Source organism: Bacillus cereus group sp. BfR-BA-01356, from assembly GCF_022663635.1.
GTDB lineage: Bacteria > Bacillota > Bacilli > Bacillales > Bacillaceae_G > Bacillus_A > Bacillus_A cereus.
The window spans coordinates 1-22365 of the sequence record NZ_JAKUFX010000040.1 but is presented as its reverse complement, the minus strand read 5'-3'; the positions used below and the strand labels follow the sequence as shown (position 1 = coordinate 22365).

Genomic DNA, 22365 nt, shown 5'->3' with positions numbered 1-22365 from the left:
GTATTCCCTTTTAGTATAACAAATAAAGGGTATTAAGGTGAAAATAGGAATAGTTATATTTTTTTACTACTTAATACAATCCCGCTCACTACATATAGAATAGATGCAATATAAAAAATTGTACCAATCGTAAAGAAATCTACTAAATATCCCGTGGCAATAACCGCTACTGCTCCGCCAATGGATGTCCACACATGGTATTTTCCAATCTCATAACCAGCCTTTTCCTGCGCAACCTTTCGTGCTAATGAAGTCTTCTCAGTATTACGCTGCACAGCACCTAAAACTCCCATTACAATTTGAAGAATATACACATGCCATACTTCCGTGGCAATCGGAAAGCAAAGCATTAAGATTGCCATGGACCAAGCGTATATGATTAATAATTTTTTATCACCTACTTGATCAGATACCTTTCCCACTAGTGGATATACAAGCGCTGATGTTAAAGCAAATAAGCCATACGCCCAGCCAAATTGCGAGAAGCTATTTCCAACGTTTCGAAGTAATAATATATAAAAAGGAAATACCATACTTCCTGCCATCATGATAATACTTTGCGAAGCCACAAATCTTCTATATGTCATTTCGTATACTCCCTATAAAATAAATTAACAAATCGCTCTTCTGAATCTACTTCCTTCTTTTTCTTGAGAAATTCTTCAATACGAGGATATGCCCTCTTTAACTGCTCTTTCGTTGGATAAGAATAGTACGGCAAATAGTAACTACCGTTATGCTTTAAAGTAACATCAATCATCTTCCGAATGACATCCTCTGTTCTCTTTATCTCACTCTCTGAGCGTCCCTGGTTAATCAAAAGAACCAGCGCAAACATATCATCTTTCGCATAGGACAAAACTGCATTTTCATTCTTTTCCACGTAACGAATCGTAATGTTGAGTAAATTAAACTCTTCTTCATTTAATACGTTACGTAAATCATCTATATACTCTGTGAAAGCATCTATAGGCACAAAGTATTCTTGTAACACTTCGGTCCTATTTGGATTTTCATATTCCATAAAAGCACTATCTGATCTCATAACATTATTACGCGTCTCATACTTTCCATCTGTACGTTCAAAATAACCTCTTTGTATATCCCAAAATGTATTCTTTCCCCAATCACTATAACGTGATAACCCAAGTAAAAATTTTGGTGCAGCTATAATATTTTCTTCCTTTAATTCACTGTACTCTTCTCTCATATTTTGATTTTGTGCCAAAGTATAATCCGTCACATACATCTCTTTTAAAAATGAATTTGGAGCAACAGAAATACGTGCTAAGTGCATACGAACATTCTCATCTCTTTTCACTTTCTCTTTGAAATAAGATGCGTATTCTTTATAATCTATCATTCTCGTGTGCATTTCATATAATTCATCATCTGTTAACTTCAGCGTCACATCTAAAATAACCCCAAATAAACCGTAACCCCCAATGACATATGGAAATAACTCTGCATTTTCTTCTCTACTTACATTACGTACCGTGCCATCTGCCATTAACAATCTAAATGAATCTACTGTATCAATCAGTGCCTCATGACGAATATCACGCCCGTGTACATTTACACTTAATGAACCGCCAACAGTAAAAATATTTTGAGACTGCATGACCTGTACCGCAAGGCCATAAGGATTTATTTTCTTCTGAATATCATTCCAGGTGACACCACTTTGAACTGTAATCCGCTTCTTCTCTGGATCAAATTCTAATATTTTATTATATCCTTTCATATCGAGCATCGTGCCATTCGGATAATATGTCTGTCCTCCTTGGCTATGTTGCATGCCTGCAATGGAAATTTTCTCTCCTGAAACTTTTGCATCTCGCACTAATTTTATTAACGAGTGCTCTTCCGTAGCACTTTCAACACGTTTTATTTTCGTCGGAAGCAATTTACCTACATCACTCATAATAGGATGATCAATTTGTTTTTTATACGTATGTACAGACGTTGCAAGCAAAACCATATATGCGACAATGACCACTGCTATCTTTCTTTTTTTCAAAGGACACTCTCCTTATTAGCAACAAAAAGAGATACCCGTTCTTTCAGGTACCTCTCTTGACAGTGATTACTTTGCTGCTGGCAATTGTATTGGATCAAATTTATCATACGATGTAAACTTTGCATCCGTAATAATGTGCGCTTTATCCTCACCATTGCTACTCATAACCATATCTATCTTTGCTGATTCATATTTAAAATCTTTTGTAATAATATATTCCCCATCTATTTCTTCTATCTTTGCATTTTGGCCTTGTAGCATTTGTTTCTGCTTTTCATCCATACTAGCTAACATACTCTCTGTCTCTTGCCCTTTTAATGCAAACTTCAGCTTATAATTATCTCCACTTTTCTCCATCTTCACTTTATTTAAAATTTCCGATGGAATCTCTAAATTATCTACCATTCCTTGAGTCGCGTTCATTCCGTTAGCATTTAATTGTTCCTCTGGTACAGACATAACTTCACCCGTATTAGGATTTTTCAACTGACCAGCAATTTTGCCACCCACATCATAAACAACAACCTCTGTACCAGAAACATTCATTTCAGAACGAGAATTTTTTTTCTTCGGCTCTAGTTGCATTTTGGCCTTTATTACATTCATCTCTGTTCCTTCAGCCTTTATTCCCACATCATATGTCATCGTTACATTTTCTTCGTTTTTAAAAGCTTCATTCGCTTTATTAAAAACATCCTTCGCTGTTAATTCCTTTTCTTTCTGCACAGCTTCTTTTTTCGGTTCATCAGTCTTTTTTGTTTTCTCATTACTACACCCTACTCCTAGACCGACTGCAAGTACTAAACTTGAAATTAAAATAAATTTTTTCATAACGTCCCCTCCTTCCCAAAAATAATATCATCTCTTTTCCTATGAAATCTATATAATTCGTAATATTTATCTTTAAATTTATTTCCTATATAACAACATGTTTGAGAAAAAGTTTAAATATGATGTAAATAATAACAACTCATTTCAGGAGGTCAGGATGAAAGCGATTATTTGCACAAAGTATGGACCACCTAATGTTCTCCAACTTCAAAATGTAGAAAAGCCTAAACCTAAAAAAAATGAAGTATTAGTTAAAATTCACGCAACAAGTGTATCAACTGGAGATTGTAGAATACGTGGCTTTAATAGCCCCCTCTTATTTTGGATTCCTATGCGGATCATATTAGGTTTCAGAAAACCGAGAAAACCTATACTTGGCGTAGAGTTATCCGGTGAAATCGAAGACATTGGAACAGATGTAACACAATTTAAAAAAGGAGATCAAGTTTTTGCATTAACAGAACTAAACCTTGGTGGTTATGCGGAATACACATGCGTGCATGAAAGTGGATTAATAGCATTAAAACCTACCAATGTGACATATGAAGAAGCTGCCGTTATTCCTTTTGGCGGAACTTCAGCATTGCACTTCCTTAGAAAAGGACAGATAAAAAAAGGGCAACGAGTACTTATATACGGCGCCTCTGGGTCAGTAGGGACAGCTGCCATACAACTTGCGAAATACTTCGGGGCGACTGTCACAGCCATTTGTAGTAGTTCGAATTTAGATTTAGTAACAGCTTTAGGGGCAGACAACGTAATTGATTATATGAAAGAAGATTTTACTAAGCGGGGCGAGCACTATGATATTATATTTGATGCAGTTGGAAAATATAAAAAGTCTCTTTGTATAGATGCATTAATGCCTAATGGAAAATATGTATCTGTGAACGGAATGATGGCAAAGGTCAGTAAAGAAGATATGAACCTACTAAAACAACTAGCTGAAACAGAAAAGCTAAAGCCTGTTATTGATAGAACTTACCGATTAGAAGAAATTGCTGAAGCTCATATATATGTAGAAAAAGGACATAAAAAGGGGAACGTTTCGATTGCCTTAAAATAAAATATATTCTGAAAATATCATTGACAATTCTTTTTGTACGATTTACTATTAGTACCATATTCAAAACTACATACACATACTCTTATCAAGAGTGGCGGAGGGACTGGCCCGATGATGCCCGGCAACCGAGCTTATGACGTATAAGCTAAGGTGCTAATTCCTGCAAAACGAGTTTTCGTTTTGGAAGATAAGAGAGGAATCTATTTCGTCTATTCGGCACCTCTCTTATTTTTGAGAGGTGCTTTTTATTTTGGAACGTATATGAAGGGGGATTTATAGATGAAAAAGGTATTATTAAGCATTGTAAGCGGAGCAGTATTATTATTAGGCGCATGTAGCGTGAGTTCAAATAAAGAGGTAAAAGCATTAGACGAGAAAAAGATTACTGTCGGTGTAACAGGTGGACCACATGAACAAATTTTTGAAAAGGTAAAAGAAGTTGCAGCAAAAGATGGTCTCGAAATTGATATAAAAGTATTTAATGATTATGTAGCGCCAAACGTATCATTAGATGAAAAAAGCCTTGATGTAAATAGCTACCAAACTAAATCGTATTTAGATGTATTTAAAGCTGAACGCAATATGAAATTAGCTGAAGTATTTTCAACAGTAACATTCCCTATGGGTGTATATTCTAAAGATATAAAAGATGTAAAAGACTTAAAAGAGGGCGATGCAATTGCTGTACCAAATGACCCAACGAATGAACTTCGAGCTTTAAAATTATTTGAAAAAGCAGGGGTTTTAAGAGTTGATCCAAAGGCTACAGAAAAAGCGACTGCAAAAGATGTAATTGAAAATCCAAAAAAATTAAAGATTGTCGAATTAGAGGCATCTCAATTACCAACGCAACTAAGTGAAGTGAAAGCAGCTGCAATTAACACAAACTTTGCATTAGGTGCAAAATTAAGTCCAGCGAAAGATTCTATTTTCCGCGAAGGAAAAGATTCACCCTATGTGAACTGGGTTGTTGTTCGTACTGAAAATAAAGATGATGCCGTTGTAAATAAATTAAAGAAAGCTTATCAATCTAAAGAAGTAAAAGAGTTTATCGAGAAAAAATTTGATGGTTCAGTTTTACCATCTTGGTAGGAGCTGACGATAATGATTGAATTAAAAAACATATCCAAAGTATTTACAACAAAAAAAGGGAATGTTGAGGCTCTTAAATCTACTTCCCTTAAAGTAGAAAAAGGCGAGGTATTTGGAATCATTGGGTATAGTGGCGCTGGTAAAAGTACATTGATTCGATGTGTAAATTTATTAGAAAAACCAACGACAGGAAATATCATTGTAAACGAACAAGACTTAACAACGTTATCGACAAAAGAACTAGCAAAAGCGAGACAAAGAATCGGAATGATCTTCCAAGGATTCAATTTACTTAAAACTGTTACCGTTTATGAAAATATCGCATTACCATTACAGCTTGCTGGCATTCCAAAAGCAGAAATTGAAAAAAGAGTAGAAAAGTATTTACGCATTGTCGATCTTTTTAATAGAAAAGATGCGTATCCAAGCGAACTTTCTGGTGGTCAAAAACAGCGTGTTGCAATTGCTCGTGCGCTATCACATGAACCTGAAGTGTTATTAAGTGATGAAGCAACGAGCGCATTAGATCCCGAAACAACCGATTCTATCCTTGATTTGCTATTAAAGATTAACGAAGAAATCGGAATTACGATTTTACTCATTACACATGAAATGAATGTCATCCAGCGTATATGTGACCGCGTTGCTGTTATGGAACATGGATCTGTAGTCGAAAGTGGGACTGTAAAAGATATTTTCACAAACCCACAACATGTAACAACGAAGAAATTTGTAAATAGCGCATTTGCAGCGAAAATTCCAGAAGAGGTACAGAAAGAACTACAAAGTACTGGAGAAATTGTAACACTTTCATTTATTGGCACTACTTCAGGGGAACCTGCCTTAGCCGTTGCCACAAAACGTTTCCAAGTGTATCCGAATATTTTATCCGGTAATATTACGCAGTTAAAACATGAAGCATATGGGAAACTAGTCGTTCATATGCAAGGGGAACAAAATGAAATCCACCGTGCTTTATCATTTTTACAAGAGCAAGGAATCATCGTAGAAGGAGGTAGAACAGACTATGGGAAACAAGTCCTTTTTGGATGAATGGGGTAAAGTCATATGGGAAGCTACGATCCAAACCTTTCAAATGACATCTATTTCATTACTCATCTCGATCCTTATTGCACTGCCACTTGGTGTTACACTTGTTTTAACGAGACCTGATGGACAGCATGAAAATAAAATCATCTATCCTATTCTTAATACGGTTATTAATGTTATTCGCTCTCTTCCATTTATCATTCTATTATTCTTTATTTTGCCTTTTACAAAGTTTCTAATGGGAACGTCCATTGGCGTGCAAGGTGTTATCGTACCGCTTGTCGTCTTCACAGCCCCTTATATCGCACGTTTAATGGAGACAGCTTTACTAGAAGTCGATCGCGGTGTCATTGAAGCCTACCAAGCGATGGGCGTTTCTACTATAAAAATCATTTGGCACGTTATGGTGAAAGAAGCACGTCCCTCCCTTGTACTCGGATTAACAATCGCAACGATCGGATTAATCGGCGCAACAGCAATGGCTGGCCTTGTAGGTGCTGGCGGGCTAGGGGATTTAGCATACCGCTTCGGACATTTACGCTACGAGCCTGAAGTAATGTATGCAACTGTCTTTATTTTAATTATCCTCGTTCAAGGATTACAGTCTTTAGGGAATGATGTTGCACGAAGATTGAAGAAAGATTAAAAAAGAAGGTATCTCACCAAGGTGAGATACCTTCTTTTTTATCTTTTAAATCCACCTTCTGAATGAATAACTTGCCCAGTAATCCACTCAGCTTCTTCACTTACTAGAAATTTAATGAGTCTAGCTGCATCCCTTGGCTCACCAATTCTGCCAAAAGGAAACATCGGCTTTAACCCTTGTTTTATCTCTTCAGTCATCCATCCTGTATCGGTTGGTCCTGGATTAATTGCATTCACTGTTATTCCTAAATGAGCTACCTCTGCTGACAACGTACTAGTAAGAGCATCAATAGCTCCCTTCGTTGTCGCATAAGCTAGTTCTCCTGCCATAGGACCTTGAAATTGCCCCGAAGTAATATTAACAATTCTACCACCATATTTCTTATCAAATCCCCGGGAAAATTGACTACTGAGCAATGTAGTCGCACGAACATTTACCATATAATGCTTATCTAATTCTTCAGCAGTCAACGTAGAGAAATCATTATTCGTAGAATATGCTGCATTATTAATTAATATATGAGGGTGCCCTAATTGTTCAGTAACTTTATTTATAAGCTCTTTCGGTGCATCATTCTGAGTTAAATCTAACTCCATACTTGAGACTTTAACACCGTTTTTTAGTAACTCTTCTTTTAATTGTATTTGTTCATTTTTATCAACGCCCCAAGGCATCTCTTTATCGTAAGCTGTCCAATACGTAAAAAATATATCGTATCCTAATTCAGCTAATTCTTTACAAACCGCTGCGCCTATACCATCTAGACGACTTACCCCTGTAATAACTGCTACTTTATTTTTTAATTGGTTCATCATATACTCCTCCAAGTTTAAAGGACGCATATTTTATATAAGAGATATAAACTTTCCCACAAAAAAGACAGATACATAAAATAGGCACCTATCCTTATAAAAGGGATGTACAATCCAAATATGCATTCCTTGAATGATTTACAGATGACTAAATACACCCTCGCTTATGAGAGCAAAATTCATCTATCTAGTTTCTAATCATTACAAGTTCATCCACATATTGAGTCTTCGTCTCCTTTACATATATCTCTATTCTTAGTTTATCAAAGCAGATAAAATGTTACAAAAAATAAAACAATTATTCACAACCTATCCTTGTTCACATTCTCTCCATTGTGAATCTTTTCACATTGGATATATAATAAACTTGTAAATACAATATTGGAGGGATTTCAATGGTTATCAATTTTTTAAGAACTGATAAACGTGCTACTTTCATATTATTACTTTTACGGCTTTACATAGGATATACATGGCTCGCTGCTGGGATAGGCAAAGTCTTCGGACAATCTTTTGACGCAAGCGGTTTTCTAAAGGGTGCTATTGCTCAAGCATCAGGTGACCACCCTGCAGTACAAAGTTGGTGGGCAGATTTTCTTCAACATTTTGTCCTTCCAAACGCAGACCTATTTAGCTTTTTAGTTCAATGGGGAGAAATTTTAGTAGGTCTAGGTTTGATTTTAGGCGGATTAACAAAAACAGCTGCATTTTTCGGAATCATAATGAATCTTTCATTTTTATTAAGTGGAACTGTTAGTGTAAACCCAAACCTGCTTATTTTGACTATGTTCATTTTAGTTGCAGGGCAGAACGCTGGACGTATTGGATTAGATGGCTATGTTTTCCCTAAACTTTTCCGTAAAAACAACCACAGAACATATAAATTAAGTAAAACTGCGTAGTAACAATTTACTTTTAAAATATAAATAAGAAAAAGAGCCTGAATATAGGCTCTTTTTCTTATTTATCCTAATTTAAACTTTTAACGAACCACGAAAACCTCTGGCAGCATAGTAAGAGTCTGCTCCATTGTGGTACACGAAAACATGTCCAAAGCGATAATCGCAAAATAGAGCACCACCAAGCTCTCTAATATCTGAAGGTGTTTGTACCCAACTCGATGATTTCATATCAAAATCTCCAAGTTGTTGTAACTCTCGATATTGTTCTTCCGTTAATAACTCAATGCCCATAGCATTGGCAACATCAATAACGTTATTTTCTGGTTTATGTTTTTTTCTTGATTCTAACGCTTCAAGATCATAACAAAGACTTCTGCGGCCTTTAGGACTCTCCTTTGAACAATCATAGAAAGTATATTCGTCCTTTTCTTCATCATAACCAACAACATCCGGCTCACCACCAGTTACTTCCATTTCGTTAAGTGACCACATTTTTTCATTATTAGTAGTCAGCTTCGCTTCAACTTTAGCCCATTCAAGACCTTCATGGCGGTTCATGTTTTTCTCAAAACGAGCTTGCAATACTTTCAATAACTCTTCACGTTTTTCTACTAGTAAGTCATTTTTATTTCCTGTCATATTAGTCCTCCCTGATTTATGTACTGATAGTAGTTTAAGTATATATTTTATAATAAATCATCTCAATATGAAGACCGTTTCAACCTTATGCCTTGTACAAACATCCCTTACAAATTCCTAAAACCCTCCATACTCTCTCCAAGAATATAGTGTGAAAACCACATCAAGTTCTGCTTCATAATAGCCACATGAACTCCTGGTTGGTCAGAACTATATGCCATTCCTTTAAATATAATTAATTCTGTATCAACTTCCATATCCATTAATCCTTGATATAGATCATATGCATTTGTAATTGGAATTCTTGCATCCTTTTCCCCATGTTGAATTAAGGTAGGCGTACAAGCTGATTTAATATACGTCATAGGTGATGTCTTCGTATATATCTCTGGGTCATTCCATGGAGTATTTCCTAAATACATTCTAATAAAGTAAGGTATATCTGTATTTACATAATGGGTACTCCAGTTAGTGATTCCACCGCCAACTGAAATAGCTTTAAACCGACTACTAAACGTAGAACAGAAAGCTGATACATATCCACCGTTGCTCCATCCCATAACTCCTACTCTATCCTTGTCTACCATCCCTTTTTCTACTAGTTCATCCACTCCAGATATAACATCACCGTAGTCAGCAATCCCCTGTTTTCTATAGTTAGCTTTTAAAAATTCATTACCATAACCTGAACTTCCTCTGTAATTTGGCTCTAAAACGATAAAGCCTTTTTCAACAAACTGTTCAATCGGATATTTCTCATTGAAGCAGTCTGAAAATATCGGAAAAGATGCCCAAGCCGGACCGCCGTGAATTACTACTAATAAAGGATATTTTTTATTAGTGTCAAACTCTACTGGCGTTGATAAAACACCTTCTATTTCAAGACCATCGCTACTTTTCCATGAGATGATTTCCCTGTTACTTCTAAGTTTCCCTTTGAAAAAGCTATTTTCATCCGTTATTTTTTTATCGTCTAAATAGATTTCAAAGGTTTCATTTGTTATTGCCTTATTGTAGGATATATGTTTGCCATCCTTTGTTATAGAAGCATCCATTATAAAGCCATCTACTTTTTCGCTTAATATTTCCACAGTGCCATCTTCGGCTAGCAAACCAATAAGATAATTCGTTTTATTCTGCCACCTAATTAAAACCCCTTTAGCTGTCCACTGTAATGGCATAACCGTACTATCAAAATTTGTTACAGGTTGAATTAGCTCTCCGGTATTTATATCATATATCTCTAAAGTACTATCTTGTATGTGGTTTCTATAGTAATCCTTCTCTCTTATGCTTGCTGTGTAACATATTTTACTGCCGTCAGGAGAAAAGCAAACACTCCCTCCCAACAACTTATCCACATTCAGCTTTTGTAGCTCTCCAGTTTTAATATGGAGTATGTATAGATCTCCATTTATATAATCTGCCATATTTGAGCTTGGTGTCGCCATAAATACAACCTTTTTACCATCATTTGAAATATCAAATTCATGGATATGAAAATCCTTACCATCCGTTAATTGATAAACGACTCTGTTCTCGTGTTCATCTGTATCACTTTGTATCACCTTCTCTATTTCAATGTAATATAAACAATTATTCTGGTGTTCCTTACCTATATGTTGAAAATCTCCATATAGGTCCTTACGTTTCTTTATCTCCTCACATTCTTTTGACTGCGTAACATAATAAAGACCCTTGCCAGTATGACCCCATTTGAATGTACTGACTCCTTCTTTCTCATCGGTAATTTGAACCTCTCTATAACCATCTAGTGACTTAACAAATATCTGATTTTTCCCATCACCAACTGGACTAAGATATGCGATACACCTAGCATCTGGAGACCATAATGGGTGTGTACTATCTATATCACCATTTGATAATGGGTAACTCTGCTTCTTATCTTTTTCATATATCCATACATGATTCCTATATGTATTGTCTTTCCAATCAGCCGTCTTCTTAACAAATGCTACGTTTTTACCATCATCACTTATGTTTGTACTTGATACGGTTGGTAATGAAATAATCTCTTCTATACTTAGATATGTTTTTTCATTCACTTTCATCAATATACCCCCTTGAAATGTCTATAAATCTCTCATCTCTTTTTGCCGTAATAAAGGAAATTGTTCACGAATACTTAAAATGATAACGGAAAATTCAGATAAATAAAAGTGAAGTCGATAAAGTAAAACTTTAATCTATGGAGTTCTATCCACTTACCAATTCTAGATGTTCTTTTTCGACACAAAAACACCCCTTTTAGATACAAATTTGTAAATTTATTTTAAAGCTATAACTATATGTTGGTTTAGAATAAAATTTGATAAAAATGAAGTCACAAATCTTTATTTAACAACAAAAAAATTCATTTTGAAAAAACGATTGATCAAAATAGAATCACTCTTTTTAACTAAGTATGAGATTTTTATAAAAAAATTTTAATCCAAACTCACTTAGAATCTTTACTTGAAGGAATAAAGCTTCGCATCTTTTTTGTGAACATCGTTAAACTAAGATAAACTTTGACCGTATCTGTAATTAATTGTAAAATATTATACGTAGAAAGGTATTATAAAATAAATATAGAAGGGGTATGTTTTTTAGTTTTAAAGGGGCTAAAGCACATCTATTTTATGTTTTTAAAGGGAGAATTGAAAAATCATATGAAGAATTTCAAAAAGAGTACAGGTAAAATTTTACTAGCATCCGGATTAGTAGTTTCTATGTCAGCTTGTAGTGTAACAAATTTATTTGTAGAAAAAGAAAAAACAAATACTGAATCTGGTAAACAAGAAAGTAAAGAAACTAAGACAGAAGGAACAAATCCAACTAAGTCAGAAGGTAAATCATCTGAAACAAAGGAAAAATCAACTAACTCAAAAGAAGAAAGTAAAGATGTTAAGATGATTATGGTTTTGCCTGAGGATTACCCACAACTTATGGTAGACATTGAAGAAGACTTATTAAGACGTCTAGATTACTATGATGCTTCTGTGAGGGATAATAAAAAGGGAAGTAAGTCAAATGAAGAGGTACGAGATAGTATTAAAGACTTAGATAAAGTATTTAATAAAATAGAGCGTATAGATGCACCAGGAAAATACAAAGAAGATCATAAGGAAATTGTAAAAGCTGTTCAAAAGTTAAAAGAATCTTTCAAAGAAGTATCGAAGTTATTTGATTACTCTAAAACACTTAAAGATACGGATGATGCAATCATAGATAAAGCAAACAATAAATTAGATGAAGCAAAACGCATTTGGAAACCTGTATTTAATAAGTTAAAAGCGGAAGCTAAGGGTGGTTCAACAACTACTTCTACAACAAGTGGTACTAGTTCTTCTAACTCACCGAGTTTATCTAGTGGTAATACAGTTAAAACATACAGTACCCAAGATAAAACTGGTATATTCAAAGGAAAAATTGATACACCAGACGAGGATTCCGCTAAGTTTAAGAATGTACAGAACAACTATAAAGACGGTACAGAGCTTGTAGGTAATTGGGGTATTGATTACGGAGACGGAGTCAAAACTACGTTAGTCCTAAAAGCAGATAAGACATTTGAAACATATGCAAATGGTTCTTATCCAAATAAAGATAATTACTTAACAGGAACATACCAAGCAGACGTTTCTTCCCATCAGTTAACGCTAATGGTGGAAAAAGGAACTCAAAATGGTCAAGAAGTAAAATTAGAAAGACCTATTTATTCATCATATGAGGTTAAAAATTTAGATGGTAAAGCGTTACAGATTTTCCACATAGACGAACAAGTAACAATTTGTTATGTAAAACAATAAATAACTAAAAAAACTCTGTAAAATGATTTTTACAGAGTTTTTTCTTAGTTTTAATTTATTTCAAACGTATAACTATACTTATTAACCTACCAATCTCCTACTCAACAGTAACAGACTTAGCTAAGTTACGTGGCTTATCAACGTCACACTCGCGGTGAAGTGCTGCGTAGTATGAGATAAGTTGTAATGGAATAACTGCTACTAGCGGTGCTAGCGCTTCGTGTACAGCTGGTAATACGAAGCTGTCACCTTCCATTTCTAAGCCTTTCATTGAAATGATACATGGGTTAGCCCCGCGTGCTACTACTTCTTTCACGTTACCACGAATTCCAAGGTTTACGTGCTCTTGTGTAGCAAGTGCGATAACTGGTGTACCATTTTCGATTAAAGCGATTGTACCGTGTTTTAACTCTCCTCCAGCGAATCCTTCTGCTTGGATGTAAGAGATTTCTTTTAGTTTTAACGCACCTTCTAATCCTACGTAGAAGTCTACGCTACGTCCGATGAAGAAACAGTTACGCGTTGTCGCTAAAAATTGTTTTGCTAATGCGTCCATTTCTTCTTTTTGATCACAAAGTTCTATCATTGCATTTGCTACAAGTCCTAGTTCGTGTGTTAAATCGAAATCAAGAACTTCACCTTTTGCTTTAGCAATATCAGCCGCTAAAATTGAAAGTACTGCAAGCTGTGCTGTGTAAGCTTTCGTTGATGCAACTGCAATTTCTGGTCCAGCGTATAACGGAAGTGTATAATCAGCTTCACGAGAAAGCGTAGAACCAGGCACGTTTGTAATTGTTAATGCTTTATGGCCCATTTCATTTGTTTGCACAAGTACTGCACGGCTATCAGCTGTTTCACCACTTTGTGAAATGTAAATGAAGAATGGTCTTTCTGTTAATAATGGCATGTTGTAAGAGAATTCACTTGCCACGTGTACTTCAACTGGCATTTTTGCAAACTTCTCGATAAATTGTTTTCCAACAAGACCTGCATGATAACTCGTTCCACATGCAATGATGTAAATACGATCGCTATCTAAAATCGCATTGCGGATGTCTTGATTTAATTCAATTTCGCCATTTTCATCTTGATACTTTTGAATTATATTACGGATTACAAGTGGTTGCTCATCGATTTCTTTAAGCATGAAATGAGGATATGTTCCCTTTTCAATATCACTTGCGTCTAATTCCGCTGTAAACGGTGCACGTTCAATCGTTTCACCTTGTAAGTTTTTAATTGTAATACTTTCTTTCGTTACGATTACGATTTCTTTATCCATTAGCTCAATAAATTGATCTGTAACTTGTAACATCGCCATAGCGTCGCTTGCCACAACATTAAAGTTGTCACCAACACCTACTAATAGCGGGCTTTTGTTTTTAGCAACATAAATCATGTTTGGATTTTCAGCATCAAGTAATCCGATTGCATAAGAGCCATGTAAAAGAGATAGCGTATTACGGAACGCTTCTTCTACACTTAATCCTGTGCTCACTTGTTGTTCCATAAGCTGTACGATAACCTCTGTATCTGTTTCACTTACGAACGTTACATCTTGTAAATATTCCTTTTTCACTAATTCATAGTTTTCAATTACACCGTTATGAACTAATGTAAAGCGTTTTGATGTACTTTGATGCGGATGCGCGTTTACCTTACTTGGAACACCGTGTGTAGCCCAGCGTGTGTGTCCGATACCCACGCTTGCTGCTACGTTCTCATCTACGATTTCACGAAGTTTTGCGATACGGCCTTTTTCTTTGTATACAACAACACCGTTCTCTGCTTGTACTGCAATACCTGCTGAATCATATCCACGATATTCTAGCTTTTCTAAACCTTTTAATAAAATTTCCTTTGCATCTTGCTCTCCAATAAATCCTACGATTCCACACATGTTTAGTCGCCGTTACAAATGCTTACACTGCTCTGCGAACATGTAACGACATAGTCCGATACCATTTTTATTTATACTAAAAAACGGATTACATATTGCTAGCCCTGTAAGCTTGTAACGGCTTTCACCTTCCTCTCGATTGGGTTTAAGTCCGTATATACTTATACAGCTAGTTTTCATCCGTTCCTCTTCTCTCATCACACTTTCACCTTTGTCCACTAAGTCACCTTAATGATTTAAGTAAAAGTTTGCGGTTGTGATGAACAACCGGGAGTCATCCGCCGAAATCTCGATAAACCCCACCTCGTCAACTACACTATTTGTAGTTCTGGCGCTTTTATAATTTACAATATTTCCTTTGAGAAAAAGAACAAGACCATCTTATAACAAACATGGATAAACCGTCAATGAAATTTTTTTCATCGTCTATAAAACATATGAAAAAGGAGCACTTTTTGTGCTCCTTTTTCATATAAATTCAGCTAATTATTCAGCGCCAACTTCGGCTTTCACAACTTCTACAATGCGATGTACATATGCATCACAAACTTCTTGTGTTGGTGCTTCTGCCATTACACGAATAAGTGGCTCTGTTCCAGATGGACGAACAAGAATACGGCCATCACCGTTCATTTCTTCCTCTACAACACGAATAATTTCTTTAATTTTTTCATTTTCTAATGCTAATTTTTTATCTGTTACACGAACGTTTACTAACAATTGTGGGAATTTCGTCATTTCTCCTGCAAGCTCAGATAATGGCTTTTTCGTCATTTTCATGATGTTTACAAGTTGAAGTGCACTTAACATTCCATCACCAGTTGTAATGTAATCAAGTAAGATAATGTGGCCTGATTGTTCTCCACCTAGGTTGTAACCTCCACGCTTCATTTCTTCCATTACGTAGCGGTCACCAACTGCTGTTTTATCACTTGTAATATTATTTGCTTCAAGTGCCTTGTAGAAACCTAAGTTACTCATAACAGTTGAAACAACTGTATTATGTTTTAATTGACCAGTTTCTTTCATATATTTCGCACAAATGAACATAATTTGATCACCGTCAACGATGTTTCCTTTTTCGTCTACAGCAATTAAACGGTCGCCATCGCCATCAAAAGCAAGTCCGATATCCGCACCTTTTTCTTTTACCAATTCAGCTAAGCCTTCTGGATGTGTAGATCCTACACCCTCATTAATATTCATACCGTTTGGAGAAGTTCCCATTGTTGAAATATCAGCTTCTAGGTCTGCAAATAAGTATGGAGCTAGAGAAGAAGTTGCACCATGTGCACAATCTAAAGCGATATGTAGGCCAGAGAAATCTTCTTCAACAGTTTGTTTAATGTACTGTAAATATTTTTGTCCACCTTCAAAGTAATCGCTCACTTGTCCAAGATTAGTACCTGTCGGACGTGGTAGTTCATCAACTTCTTTGTCTAATAAAGCTTCAATCTCAGCTTCTTGCTCATCTGTTAATTTAAAGCCGTCTGAACCAAAGAATTTAATACCGTTATCTTGTACTGGATTATGAGATGCAGAAATCATAACACCCGCTTGTGCATCTAGTGCTTTTGTTAAATAAGCAACGCCCGGTGTAGAAATAACGCCAAGGCGCATTACTTCTGCTCCAGTTGATAATAGGCCTGCTACTAAAGCTCCTTCTAACATATGACCAGATACACGTGTATCACGACCGATAATTACTTTTGGACGATCTGTATCTTTTGTTAATACATAACCACCAAAACGTCCAATTTTGAAAGCTAATTCAGGTGTTAACTCCTTATTTGCAACTCCGCGTACTCCATCTGTACCAAAATATTTACCCATTATGATTCGCTCCTTTTTCTTGCTCTTTTTGATTATCTACTGTTGGTTCTTGACTCGTTTCTTTATCTTTATCTTTATCTTGATTTTGATTTTGGTTTTGATTCTTTTCCTGTTCTTTTTCTGAATCAGGTTCAGGATTTTTTGGTTTCTCATTTTGATTTTCTTGATCCGTATTTGAATCCGGTTGTTGACCGTTACCCTGTACTTCTTTATCTGGTTTTTCTTTCTTCACAATAGTAACTTTAGCACTTTTTTGTTTTGGCTCTATTGAAATATTACCAGGACCGCTCACTTGAATGGAAATATCTTTCGTCCCTGAGGATACATTTTGCAGATTAATTACCGCTGTTATTTGAGCAGCTGTTATTTTATCTACTATACTTGCTTCTCCTGAAATATCAACACTTATCTTTCCATCTTGCGGCGAAAGTAGCTGAGCAGTAACATCTTTAGACAGTCCATTTTTCTGGATTGGGATACCATCAATCGTTTTTGTTTTCGTTTGTTTTGTTTTTTGCACTCCCACCGAAACCTTCACTTGATTCGGTTTTGCACTTGTTACACCCTTGGGTAATAAAACAGAGGCATCGAATGTTGTAGACTCTGTCAATTGACTAAGATCTACTTCGACCCCCTCTAGAGATTGTATATTATCCAAAATATCTTTTGGACCAGCTATCGTTACTTCTCTCGGTTCAACACTGATATTTGTAACCGCCAATCCTTCTGCTAAACTCCCCTTCTTCGTATACGTTACAGGAACAGTTTTTTCAGTATTATTGGCTGTAGTTTGCGTTGCCACATTCAACGTTACACTAATCTTAGATGGACTTGTTCTTACATTTAAACGTTTTCCTTCTTTATTGTATAATGTAACTTCGGGAGTTTTTGTAACAGTTTTATTAACACCTTTTAAATCAACATACGCTTTGGCAGATGAAATGCTTTCAATTTCTTCTTTCGTCCCAACTACCTCAACAGTATCCGGTTTAAGGCTTGATTTTTCTAGAGTAGCCCCCGCTGGCATCTGATCCTCATTTGATAATTTCAGATCTACATGAACATATTTTCTCGCCTTTTCATGAAGAGTAACTTTAATTGTTGATGGCTGAACTGTTCCTTTCACATCATCTGGAAGCCCGTTCGTTTTTAAAGAAATCTCATAAGTTCCTTTTGGACTATCTCGCAAATCAACCGGTATGTCAAATTGTTTTTTTGCTTTTGCTGTAGCAACTGATGCTTTTGGGCCTTCTAATTTTACTTTAACGCCCTCTGCCGGAATACCACTTACAATATATTTTTCCTCATCATACTTAAGATTAATAGCATAATTAGTTAATGTTTCTTTCGTATCATTTGCAAAAGGTAATATACCTGATGTCGTATTTTTTTCAGTTAACGTCGCTGACATAAAAAGCATACACGCCAATAGTAATGAGATCCCTTTTAAAAACCAATGATTCTCCATTAACTTATCCATGACGCTTTCTCCTCCAATTCCATAAAGACGAAGAAGTCGTTTTTTCGTTTCCACTAAATTCAGCTAATAACATATCTTTCAGCTGTTCTGTCTTCAAATCACGATGCAACTTACCATTTTTCGTTAAAGAAATTTGACCAGTTTCTTCAGACACAACTACTGTAATACTATCAGTAACTTCACTAACTCCCATTGCAGCACGATGTCTAGTTCCTAATTCTTTAGAAATAAACGGACTTTCTGATAATGGAAGATAGCATGCTGCTGCTTTAATTGTACTTCCTTGCATAATTACCGCTCCGTCATGAAGAGGTGTATTTGGAATAAAAATATTAATAAGTAATTCCGATGATACGTTTGCATTAAGTGGAATACCCGTTTCCACATAATCACCCATACCGGTCTCTTTTGACAAAGTAATTAATGCACCAATTCTACGTTTCCCCATATATTCGGTTGCTTTTGCTATCGCTGTTGCAACCATTTCAGGTTCATCATCCTCATGCGTTCCAACACGCGAAAATAAACTCCCGCGCCCTAGCTGCTCAAGTGCTCTTCGCAATTCTGGCTGAAAGATAATAATAACGGCTAAAAATCCCCACGTTAATACTTGTTCAGTTAGCCAAGATAGCGTACGCAATTCAAGGAAAATACTGATCATCTTAACGACGATAATAACTGTAATCCCTTTTAAAAGTTGAACAGCTTTCGTCCCTCGGATTATAAGAATTAGCTTATATATAATAAACCATACAATGGCAATATCTAATGCCGTACTAAGATATTTCAAAATGGTCGTATCTTCAAAAGGCATGCTATCCCTTCCTCCTACTTACGAGCAATTCTATCCATATATTGAAATATTGTTTTATGCTCTATCTGTATGTATTTCCAACAACTAGTTAATTATACCATACATGAAACAAACGACAATTACAAACAACCCCCTTTAGCTCAAATTGGTAAGATGTCAAACATTTTTATTGTACAGTATAATATAAATCATTATTATACGCTTATTTTCAAATAAAAAAAGCAACTTCTCAGTTGCTTTTCTTACATTTATTTTAGTTTTTCACCGAATAAAGAACCCATTAAAGCAACTGCTGTTGTTGCCGTTCTATTTCTCTCATCTAAAATCGTATTTACCTCAACAAATTCAGCAGATGTGATAATATCAGCTTCTGCTAACATTTCCATCGCCAAATGACTTTCACGATAAGATAGACCGCCAATTACAGGTGTTCCAACACCTGGTGCATCATGAGGATCAAGACCATCTAAATCTAATGATAAGTGTACACCATCGGTATGAGATAAATATGCGATTGTTTCTTCCATCACAGCCGTCATCCCCATACGATCAATTTCATGCATTGAGAACACTTTAATACCTTCATTGCGAATGAAATCTTTTTCTCCTTCATCCAATGCACGCGCACCGATAATTACGACATTCTCTTTTTTCACCTTTGGATATGCTCCGTATAAATCTACAAGTGAAGAATGTCCATAACCTAAACTTGCTGCAAGTGACATACCATGAATATTTCCAGATGGTGAAGTTTCCTCTGTATTTAAATCACCGTGTGCATCATACCAAATAACGCCTAAGTTTTTATAATGTTTTGCTACACCAGCTAATGTACCGATAGCAATACTATGGTCACCACCTAATACAAGTGGAAAACGACCTTCTTCTATAATATGATCCACCTTACTTGCTAATTCATTACATACAGTTGCAACTTGTGTAAGGTTTCTTAATTTTGTATTTTCATCTATCTCTTTTTCTCTCTCTATACATATATCTCCCATATCTTTAACGTCATATCCAATTTCTTCAATTCTTTCAATTACCCCTGCATAACGGATCGCGCTCGGTCCCATATCAACTCCACGACGCATCTGTCCTAAATCCATTGGAACTCCAATAACTGAGATTTCTTTTTTCATAGATAGTATCCCCCTTTTATGCCTTCACTAAATATTTTAAATCTTTTATATAGTCTGACTCAACTCGACATTTTTCTGTATGGATATACAATTTATTCACTTATATTCACGTTGAAAACCAAATTTTAAGACTATTCTATGTATAAAGTTAACTTAATGAAACAATCGCAATCACTATTATTAAATAATAATAATAAAACACTCCTATATTTAGAAGTGTTTTTCTGATGCTATTTTCCATACTGTTGCAATATTCTTCGTTGTCATTTCAATATTTTCTTCTGCTACTTTATATGCTTCTTCTAGTGTCATCGGTCTCGTTGTAATACTAAATACCGCATCTATTCCTTTCTCGTACACAGCTGAATAATCAGATGATACAGACCCTCCAATAGCAATTACAGGCACAGAAAAACGTTTTGCACGCCCCGCAACACCCACAGGAGCCTTTCCATATGCAGTTTGTTTATCTATTCTACCTTCACCAGTTATAATAAGATTTGCATCTTCTATATGTTTATCGAAATTTGTATAATCTAATACAATTTCAATGCCCCTACGCAAGTCTCCCTTTAACACTGAAATAACAGCCGCTCCCATTCCTCCCGCTGCCCCTGCACCAGGTATTTCAGATACATCAAAAGATACATATCGTTTAAGCATATTCGCATAATGTTGTAAATTTTCATCTAGCTCTTTCATCATCTCTATATTTGCACCCTTTTGTCTCCCAAATACGAAAGATGCTCCCTGCATTCCGACTAATGGATTATCCACATCACATGCCGCTTCTATCTTTACCCCCTTTAAGCGTGGGTCCATTCGTGAAAAATCAATAGTAACAATCGAGTGTAATGTGCCTCCAGATGGATCTATTACTTCACCCTTGCCATTTATAAACCTTACTCCTAAAGCCGCTAACATACCTGCCCCGCCATCATTTGTAGCACTTCCTCCAAGTCCTAAAATTATGTACTCCACTCCTTGATCTAGCGCATGTAATATAAGTTCTCCTGTTCCTTTTGTCGTTGTAATAAGTGGGTTGCGCTTTTCAACTGGAACGTGCTGTAATCCTGATGCTGCTGCCATTTCAATAAACGCTGTCTTTTTATCTTTAGAAATGCCATAAAAAGCTTGTATACCTTCTCTAAGCGGTCCTGTCACACTAATTGATATAATTCTCCCCCCTGTAGCATCAACAAGTGATTCAACCGTCCCTTCTCCTCCATCTCCAATTGGTATTTTCACATACTCTGCATTAGGAAAAATTGCTCTAAAACCTCTTTCAATAGCTCCACATACTTCTATAGCTTTTAGGCTTTCTTTATATGAATCAGATGCAATAACAACTTTCACAATTATCTCCCCATCCCTTATTTTTACGTTTTCTTCATTTTAAACGACAAGTATAAAAGTTGTCTTTTTAAACACAAAAAAAGCTTACATCGTATGATGTAAGCTTTTTTATTTAGATGGAGCCTAGCGGGATCGAACCGCTGACCTCCTGCGTGCAAGGCAGGCGCTCTCCCAGCTGAGCTAAGGCCCCTTATTAATTAAGCGGAAGACGGGATTCGAACCCGCGACCCCAACCTTGGCAAGGTTGTATTCTACCACTGAACTACTTCCGCAAAAATGATGAGCCATGAAGGATTCGAACCAGCGCATGACGGAGTCAAAGTCCGTTGCCTTACCGCTTGGCTATAGCCCATTAATATTTACTAGTATGGTTATCTTTTCAAAAAAATAAACCCTCTCAGGTTATTTTAAAGAAAATGGTGGAGGGGGGCAGATTCGAACTGCCGAACCCGAAGGAGCGGATTTACAGTCCGCCGCGTTTAGCCACTTCGCTACCCCTCCGACATTTTAAATATATATGGTGGAGGATGACGGGATCGAACCGCCGACCCCCTGCTTGTAAGGCAGGTGCTCTCCCAGCTGAGCTAATCCTCCAAAAGTGGTGACCCGTACGGGATTCGAACCCGTGTTACCGCCGTGAAAGGGCGGTGTCTTAACCACTTGACCAACGGGCCAAAAAATTTTTAAACCTATTCCCAAGCTTCCAACCGGGCTTGAACCGGTGACCTCTTCCTTACCATGGAAGTGCTCTACCAGCTGAGCTATGGAAGCATAATGGCTCCGCAGGTAGGACTCGAACCTACGACCGATCGGTTAACAGCCGATAGCTCTACCACTGAGCTACTGCGGAATAATATTAGCCTGGCAACGTCCTACTCTCACAGGGACAAGGTCCCAACTACCATCGGCGCTAGAGAGCTTAACTTCCGTGTTCGGTATGGGAACGGGTGTGACCTCTCTGCCATCATTA

General features: G+C 36.3%; 19 protein-coding genes, 7 tRNA genes, 1 rRNA gene and 1 riboswitch. Of the genes, 6 read left to right on the top strand and 21 right to left on the bottom strand.

What is annotated here, in order from left to right:
* Positions 1 to 53: 53 nt before the first annotated feature.
* The 3 genes from MR168_RS15415 to MR168_RS15405 form a co-directional block, all read right to left on the bottom strand.
* Positions 54 to 587 (bottom strand): MFS transporter, encoded by a 534-nt coding sequence (locus MR168_RS15415; protein ID WP_000222367.1) that lies wholly within the window; start codon positions 585 to 587, stop codon positions 54 to 56.
* A complete protein-coding gene (locus tag MR168_RS15410) occupies positions 584 to 2020 on the bottom strand; it encodes an FAD-binding oxidoreductase (RefSeq protein ID WP_049106464.1) in 1437 nt (478 codons plus the stop codon). The genes MR168_RS15415 and MR168_RS15410 overlap by 4 nt, the downstream gene beginning before the upstream one ends.
* Before the next feature lie 66 nt (positions 2021 to 2086).
* Positions 2087 to 2851, bottom strand: coding sequence for a DUF6612 family protein (locus tag MR168_RS15405; protein WP_000713522.1), 765 nt, complete (start codon positions 2849 to 2851; stop codon positions 2087 to 2089).
* 157 nt (positions 2852 to 3008) lie between these two features.
* Between MR168_RS15405 and MR168_RS15400 the strand changes: the two genes are divergently transcribed.
* From MR168_RS15400 to MR168_RS15385, 4 genes are all read left to right on the top strand, one after another.
* The gene (locus MR168_RS15400) at positions 3009 to 3917 is read left to right on the top strand and encodes an NAD(P)-dependent alcohol dehydrogenase (protein WP_242291409.1); all 909 of its coding nucleotides are present in this window, start codon (positions 3009 to 3011) and stop codon (positions 3915 to 3917) included.
* 79 nt (positions 3918 to 3996) lie between these two features.
* Positions 3997 to 4111, top strand: a riboswitch (SAM riboswitch).
* 85 nt (positions 4112 to 4196) lie between these two features.
* Positions 4197 to 5009, top strand: a complete 813-nt coding sequence (locus MR168_RS15395) for a MetQ/NlpA family ABC transporter substrate-binding protein (RefSeq protein ID WP_086388404.1) — start codon at positions 4197 to 4199, stop codon at positions 5007 to 5009.
* A 12-nt stretch (positions 5010 to 5021) separates the two neighbouring features.
* Complete coding sequence (locus MR168_RS15390) at positions 5022 to 6062, top strand: methionine ABC transporter ATP-binding protein (protein WP_086388403.1); 1041 nt, start codon at positions 5022 to 5024, stop codon at positions 6060 to 6062.
* Positions 6037 to 6705, top strand: coding sequence for a methionine ABC transporter permease (locus MR168_RS15385; RefSeq protein WP_086412282.1), 669 nt, complete (start codon positions 6037 to 6039; stop codon positions 6703 to 6705). Before MR168_RS15390 ends, MR168_RS15385 begins: the two co-directional genes overlap by 26 nt.
* Positions 6706 to 6743: 38 nt before the next feature.
* Here MR168_RS15385 and MR168_RS15380 read toward each other — a convergent pair whose 3' ends face one another.
* Positions 6744 to 7520: an SDR family oxidoreductase gene (locus MR168_RS15380; protein WP_006920109.1), complete on the bottom strand. Its 777-nt coding sequence runs from the start codon at positions 7518 to 7520 to the stop codon at positions 6744 to 6746.
* 392 nt (positions 7521 to 7912) lie between these two features.
* On the opposite strand from MR168_RS15380, the gene MR168_RS15375 reads away from it, so the two are divergent.
* Positions 7913 to 8419: a DoxX family membrane protein gene (locus MR168_RS15375; RefSeq protein WP_000236368.1), complete on the top strand. Its 507-nt coding sequence runs from the start codon at positions 7913 to 7915 to the stop codon at positions 8417 to 8419.
* A 72-nt stretch (positions 8420 to 8491) separates the two neighbouring features.
* Here MR168_RS15375 and MR168_RS15370 read toward each other — a convergent pair whose 3' ends face one another.
* Both MR168_RS15370 and MR168_RS15365 read right to left on the bottom strand, forming a co-directional pair.
* Positions 8492 to 9058, bottom strand: coding sequence for a DUF4256 domain-containing protein (locus MR168_RS15370; RefSeq protein WP_000147394.1), 567 nt, complete (start codon positions 9056 to 9058; stop codon positions 8492 to 8494).
* 107 nt (positions 9059 to 9165) lie between these two features.
* Complete coding sequence (locus MR168_RS15365; protein WP_016124181.1) at positions 9166 to 11130, bottom strand: S9 family peptidase; 1965 nt, start codon at positions 11128 to 11130, stop codon at positions 9166 to 9168.
* A 588-nt stretch (positions 11131 to 11718) separates the two neighbouring features.
* Here MR168_RS15365 and MR168_RS15360 point away from each other — a divergent pair.
* Positions 11719 to 12870, top strand: coding sequence for a DUF3994 domain-containing protein (locus MR168_RS15360; RefSeq protein ID WP_086412288.1), 1152 nt, complete (start codon positions 11719 to 11721; stop codon positions 12868 to 12870).
* Between the two features lie 97 nt (positions 12871 to 12967).
* Here MR168_RS15360 and glmS read toward each other — a convergent pair whose 3' ends face one another.
* The 15 genes from glmS to rrf all read right to left on the bottom strand — a co-directional run.
* Positions 12968 to 14770 carry a glutamine--fructose-6-phosphate transaminase (isomerizing) gene (gene glmS / locus MR168_RS15355; protein WP_000334163.1) on the bottom strand — a complete coding sequence of 601 codons (1803 nt, stop codon included), beginning with the start codon at positions 14768 to 14770 and terminating at the stop codon, positions 12968 to 12970.
* 12 nt (positions 14771 to 14782) lie between these two features.
* A complete protein-coding gene (locus tag MR168_RS15350) occupies positions 14783 to 14968 on the bottom strand; it encodes a hypothetical protein (RefSeq protein WP_001206405.1) in 186 nt (61 codons plus the stop codon).
* 288 nt (positions 14969 to 15256) lie between these two features.
* Positions 15257 to 16603, bottom strand: coding sequence for a phosphoglucosamine mutase (glmM, locus tag MR168_RS15345; protein ID WP_000521476.1), 1347 nt, complete (start codon positions 16601 to 16603; stop codon positions 15257 to 15259).
* Positions 16596 to 18083 (bottom strand): CdaR family protein, encoded by a 1488-nt coding sequence (locus tag MR168_RS15340; protein WP_000359600.1) that lies wholly within the window; start codon positions 18081 to 18083, stop codon positions 16596 to 16598. The genes glmM and MR168_RS15340 overlap by 8 nt, the downstream gene beginning before the upstream one ends.
* Positions 18076 to 18897: a diadenylate cyclase CdaA gene (gene cdaA / locus MR168_RS15335; protein ID WP_001115697.1), complete on the bottom strand. Its 822-nt coding sequence runs from the start codon at positions 18895 to 18897 to the stop codon at positions 18076 to 18078. The genes MR168_RS15340 and cdaA overlap by 8 nt, the downstream gene beginning before the upstream one ends.
* A 248-nt stretch (positions 18898 to 19145) precedes the next feature.
* Entirely contained in the window at positions 19146 to 20039 is an 894-nt protein-coding gene (gene rocF / locus MR168_RS15330) for an arginase (RefSeq protein ID WP_000711563.1), read from the bottom strand.
* 210 nt (positions 20040 to 20249) lie between these two features.
* The gene (locus MR168_RS15325; protein ID WP_049106474.1) at positions 20250 to 21395 is read right to left on the bottom strand and encodes a glycerate kinase; all 1146 of its coding nucleotides are present in this window, start codon (positions 21393 to 21395) and stop codon (positions 20250 to 20252) included.
* A gap of 117 nt (positions 21396 to 21512) precedes the next feature.
* Positions 21513 to 21585 (bottom strand) — tRNA-Ala (locus MR168_RS15320).
* A gap of 10 nt (positions 21586 to 21595) precedes the next feature.
* Positions 21596 to 21667 (bottom strand) — tRNA-Gly (locus MR168_RS15315).
* Between the two features lie 145 nt (positions 21668 to 21812).
* Positions 21813 to 21896: transfer RNA gene (locus MR168_RS15310), tRNA-Tyr, on the bottom strand.
* A gap of 17 nt (positions 21897 to 21913) precedes the next feature.
* A tRNA-Val gene (locus tag MR168_RS15305) sits at positions 21914 to 21989 on the bottom strand.
* Between the two features lie 5 nt (positions 21990 to 21994).
* Positions 21995 to 22069, bottom strand: a tRNA-Glu gene (locus tag MR168_RS15300).
* A 24-nt stretch (positions 22070 to 22093) separates the two neighbouring features.
* A tRNA-Thr gene (locus MR168_RS15295) sits at positions 22094 to 22166 on the bottom strand.
* A gap of 4 nt (positions 22167 to 22170) precedes the next feature.
* Positions 22171 to 22245: transfer RNA gene (locus tag MR168_RS15290), tRNA-Asn, on the bottom strand.
* A gap of 9 nt (positions 22246 to 22254) precedes the next feature.
* Positions 22255 to 22365, bottom strand: a 5S ribosomal RNA gene (gene rrf / locus MR168_RS15285); the annotation flags it as partial.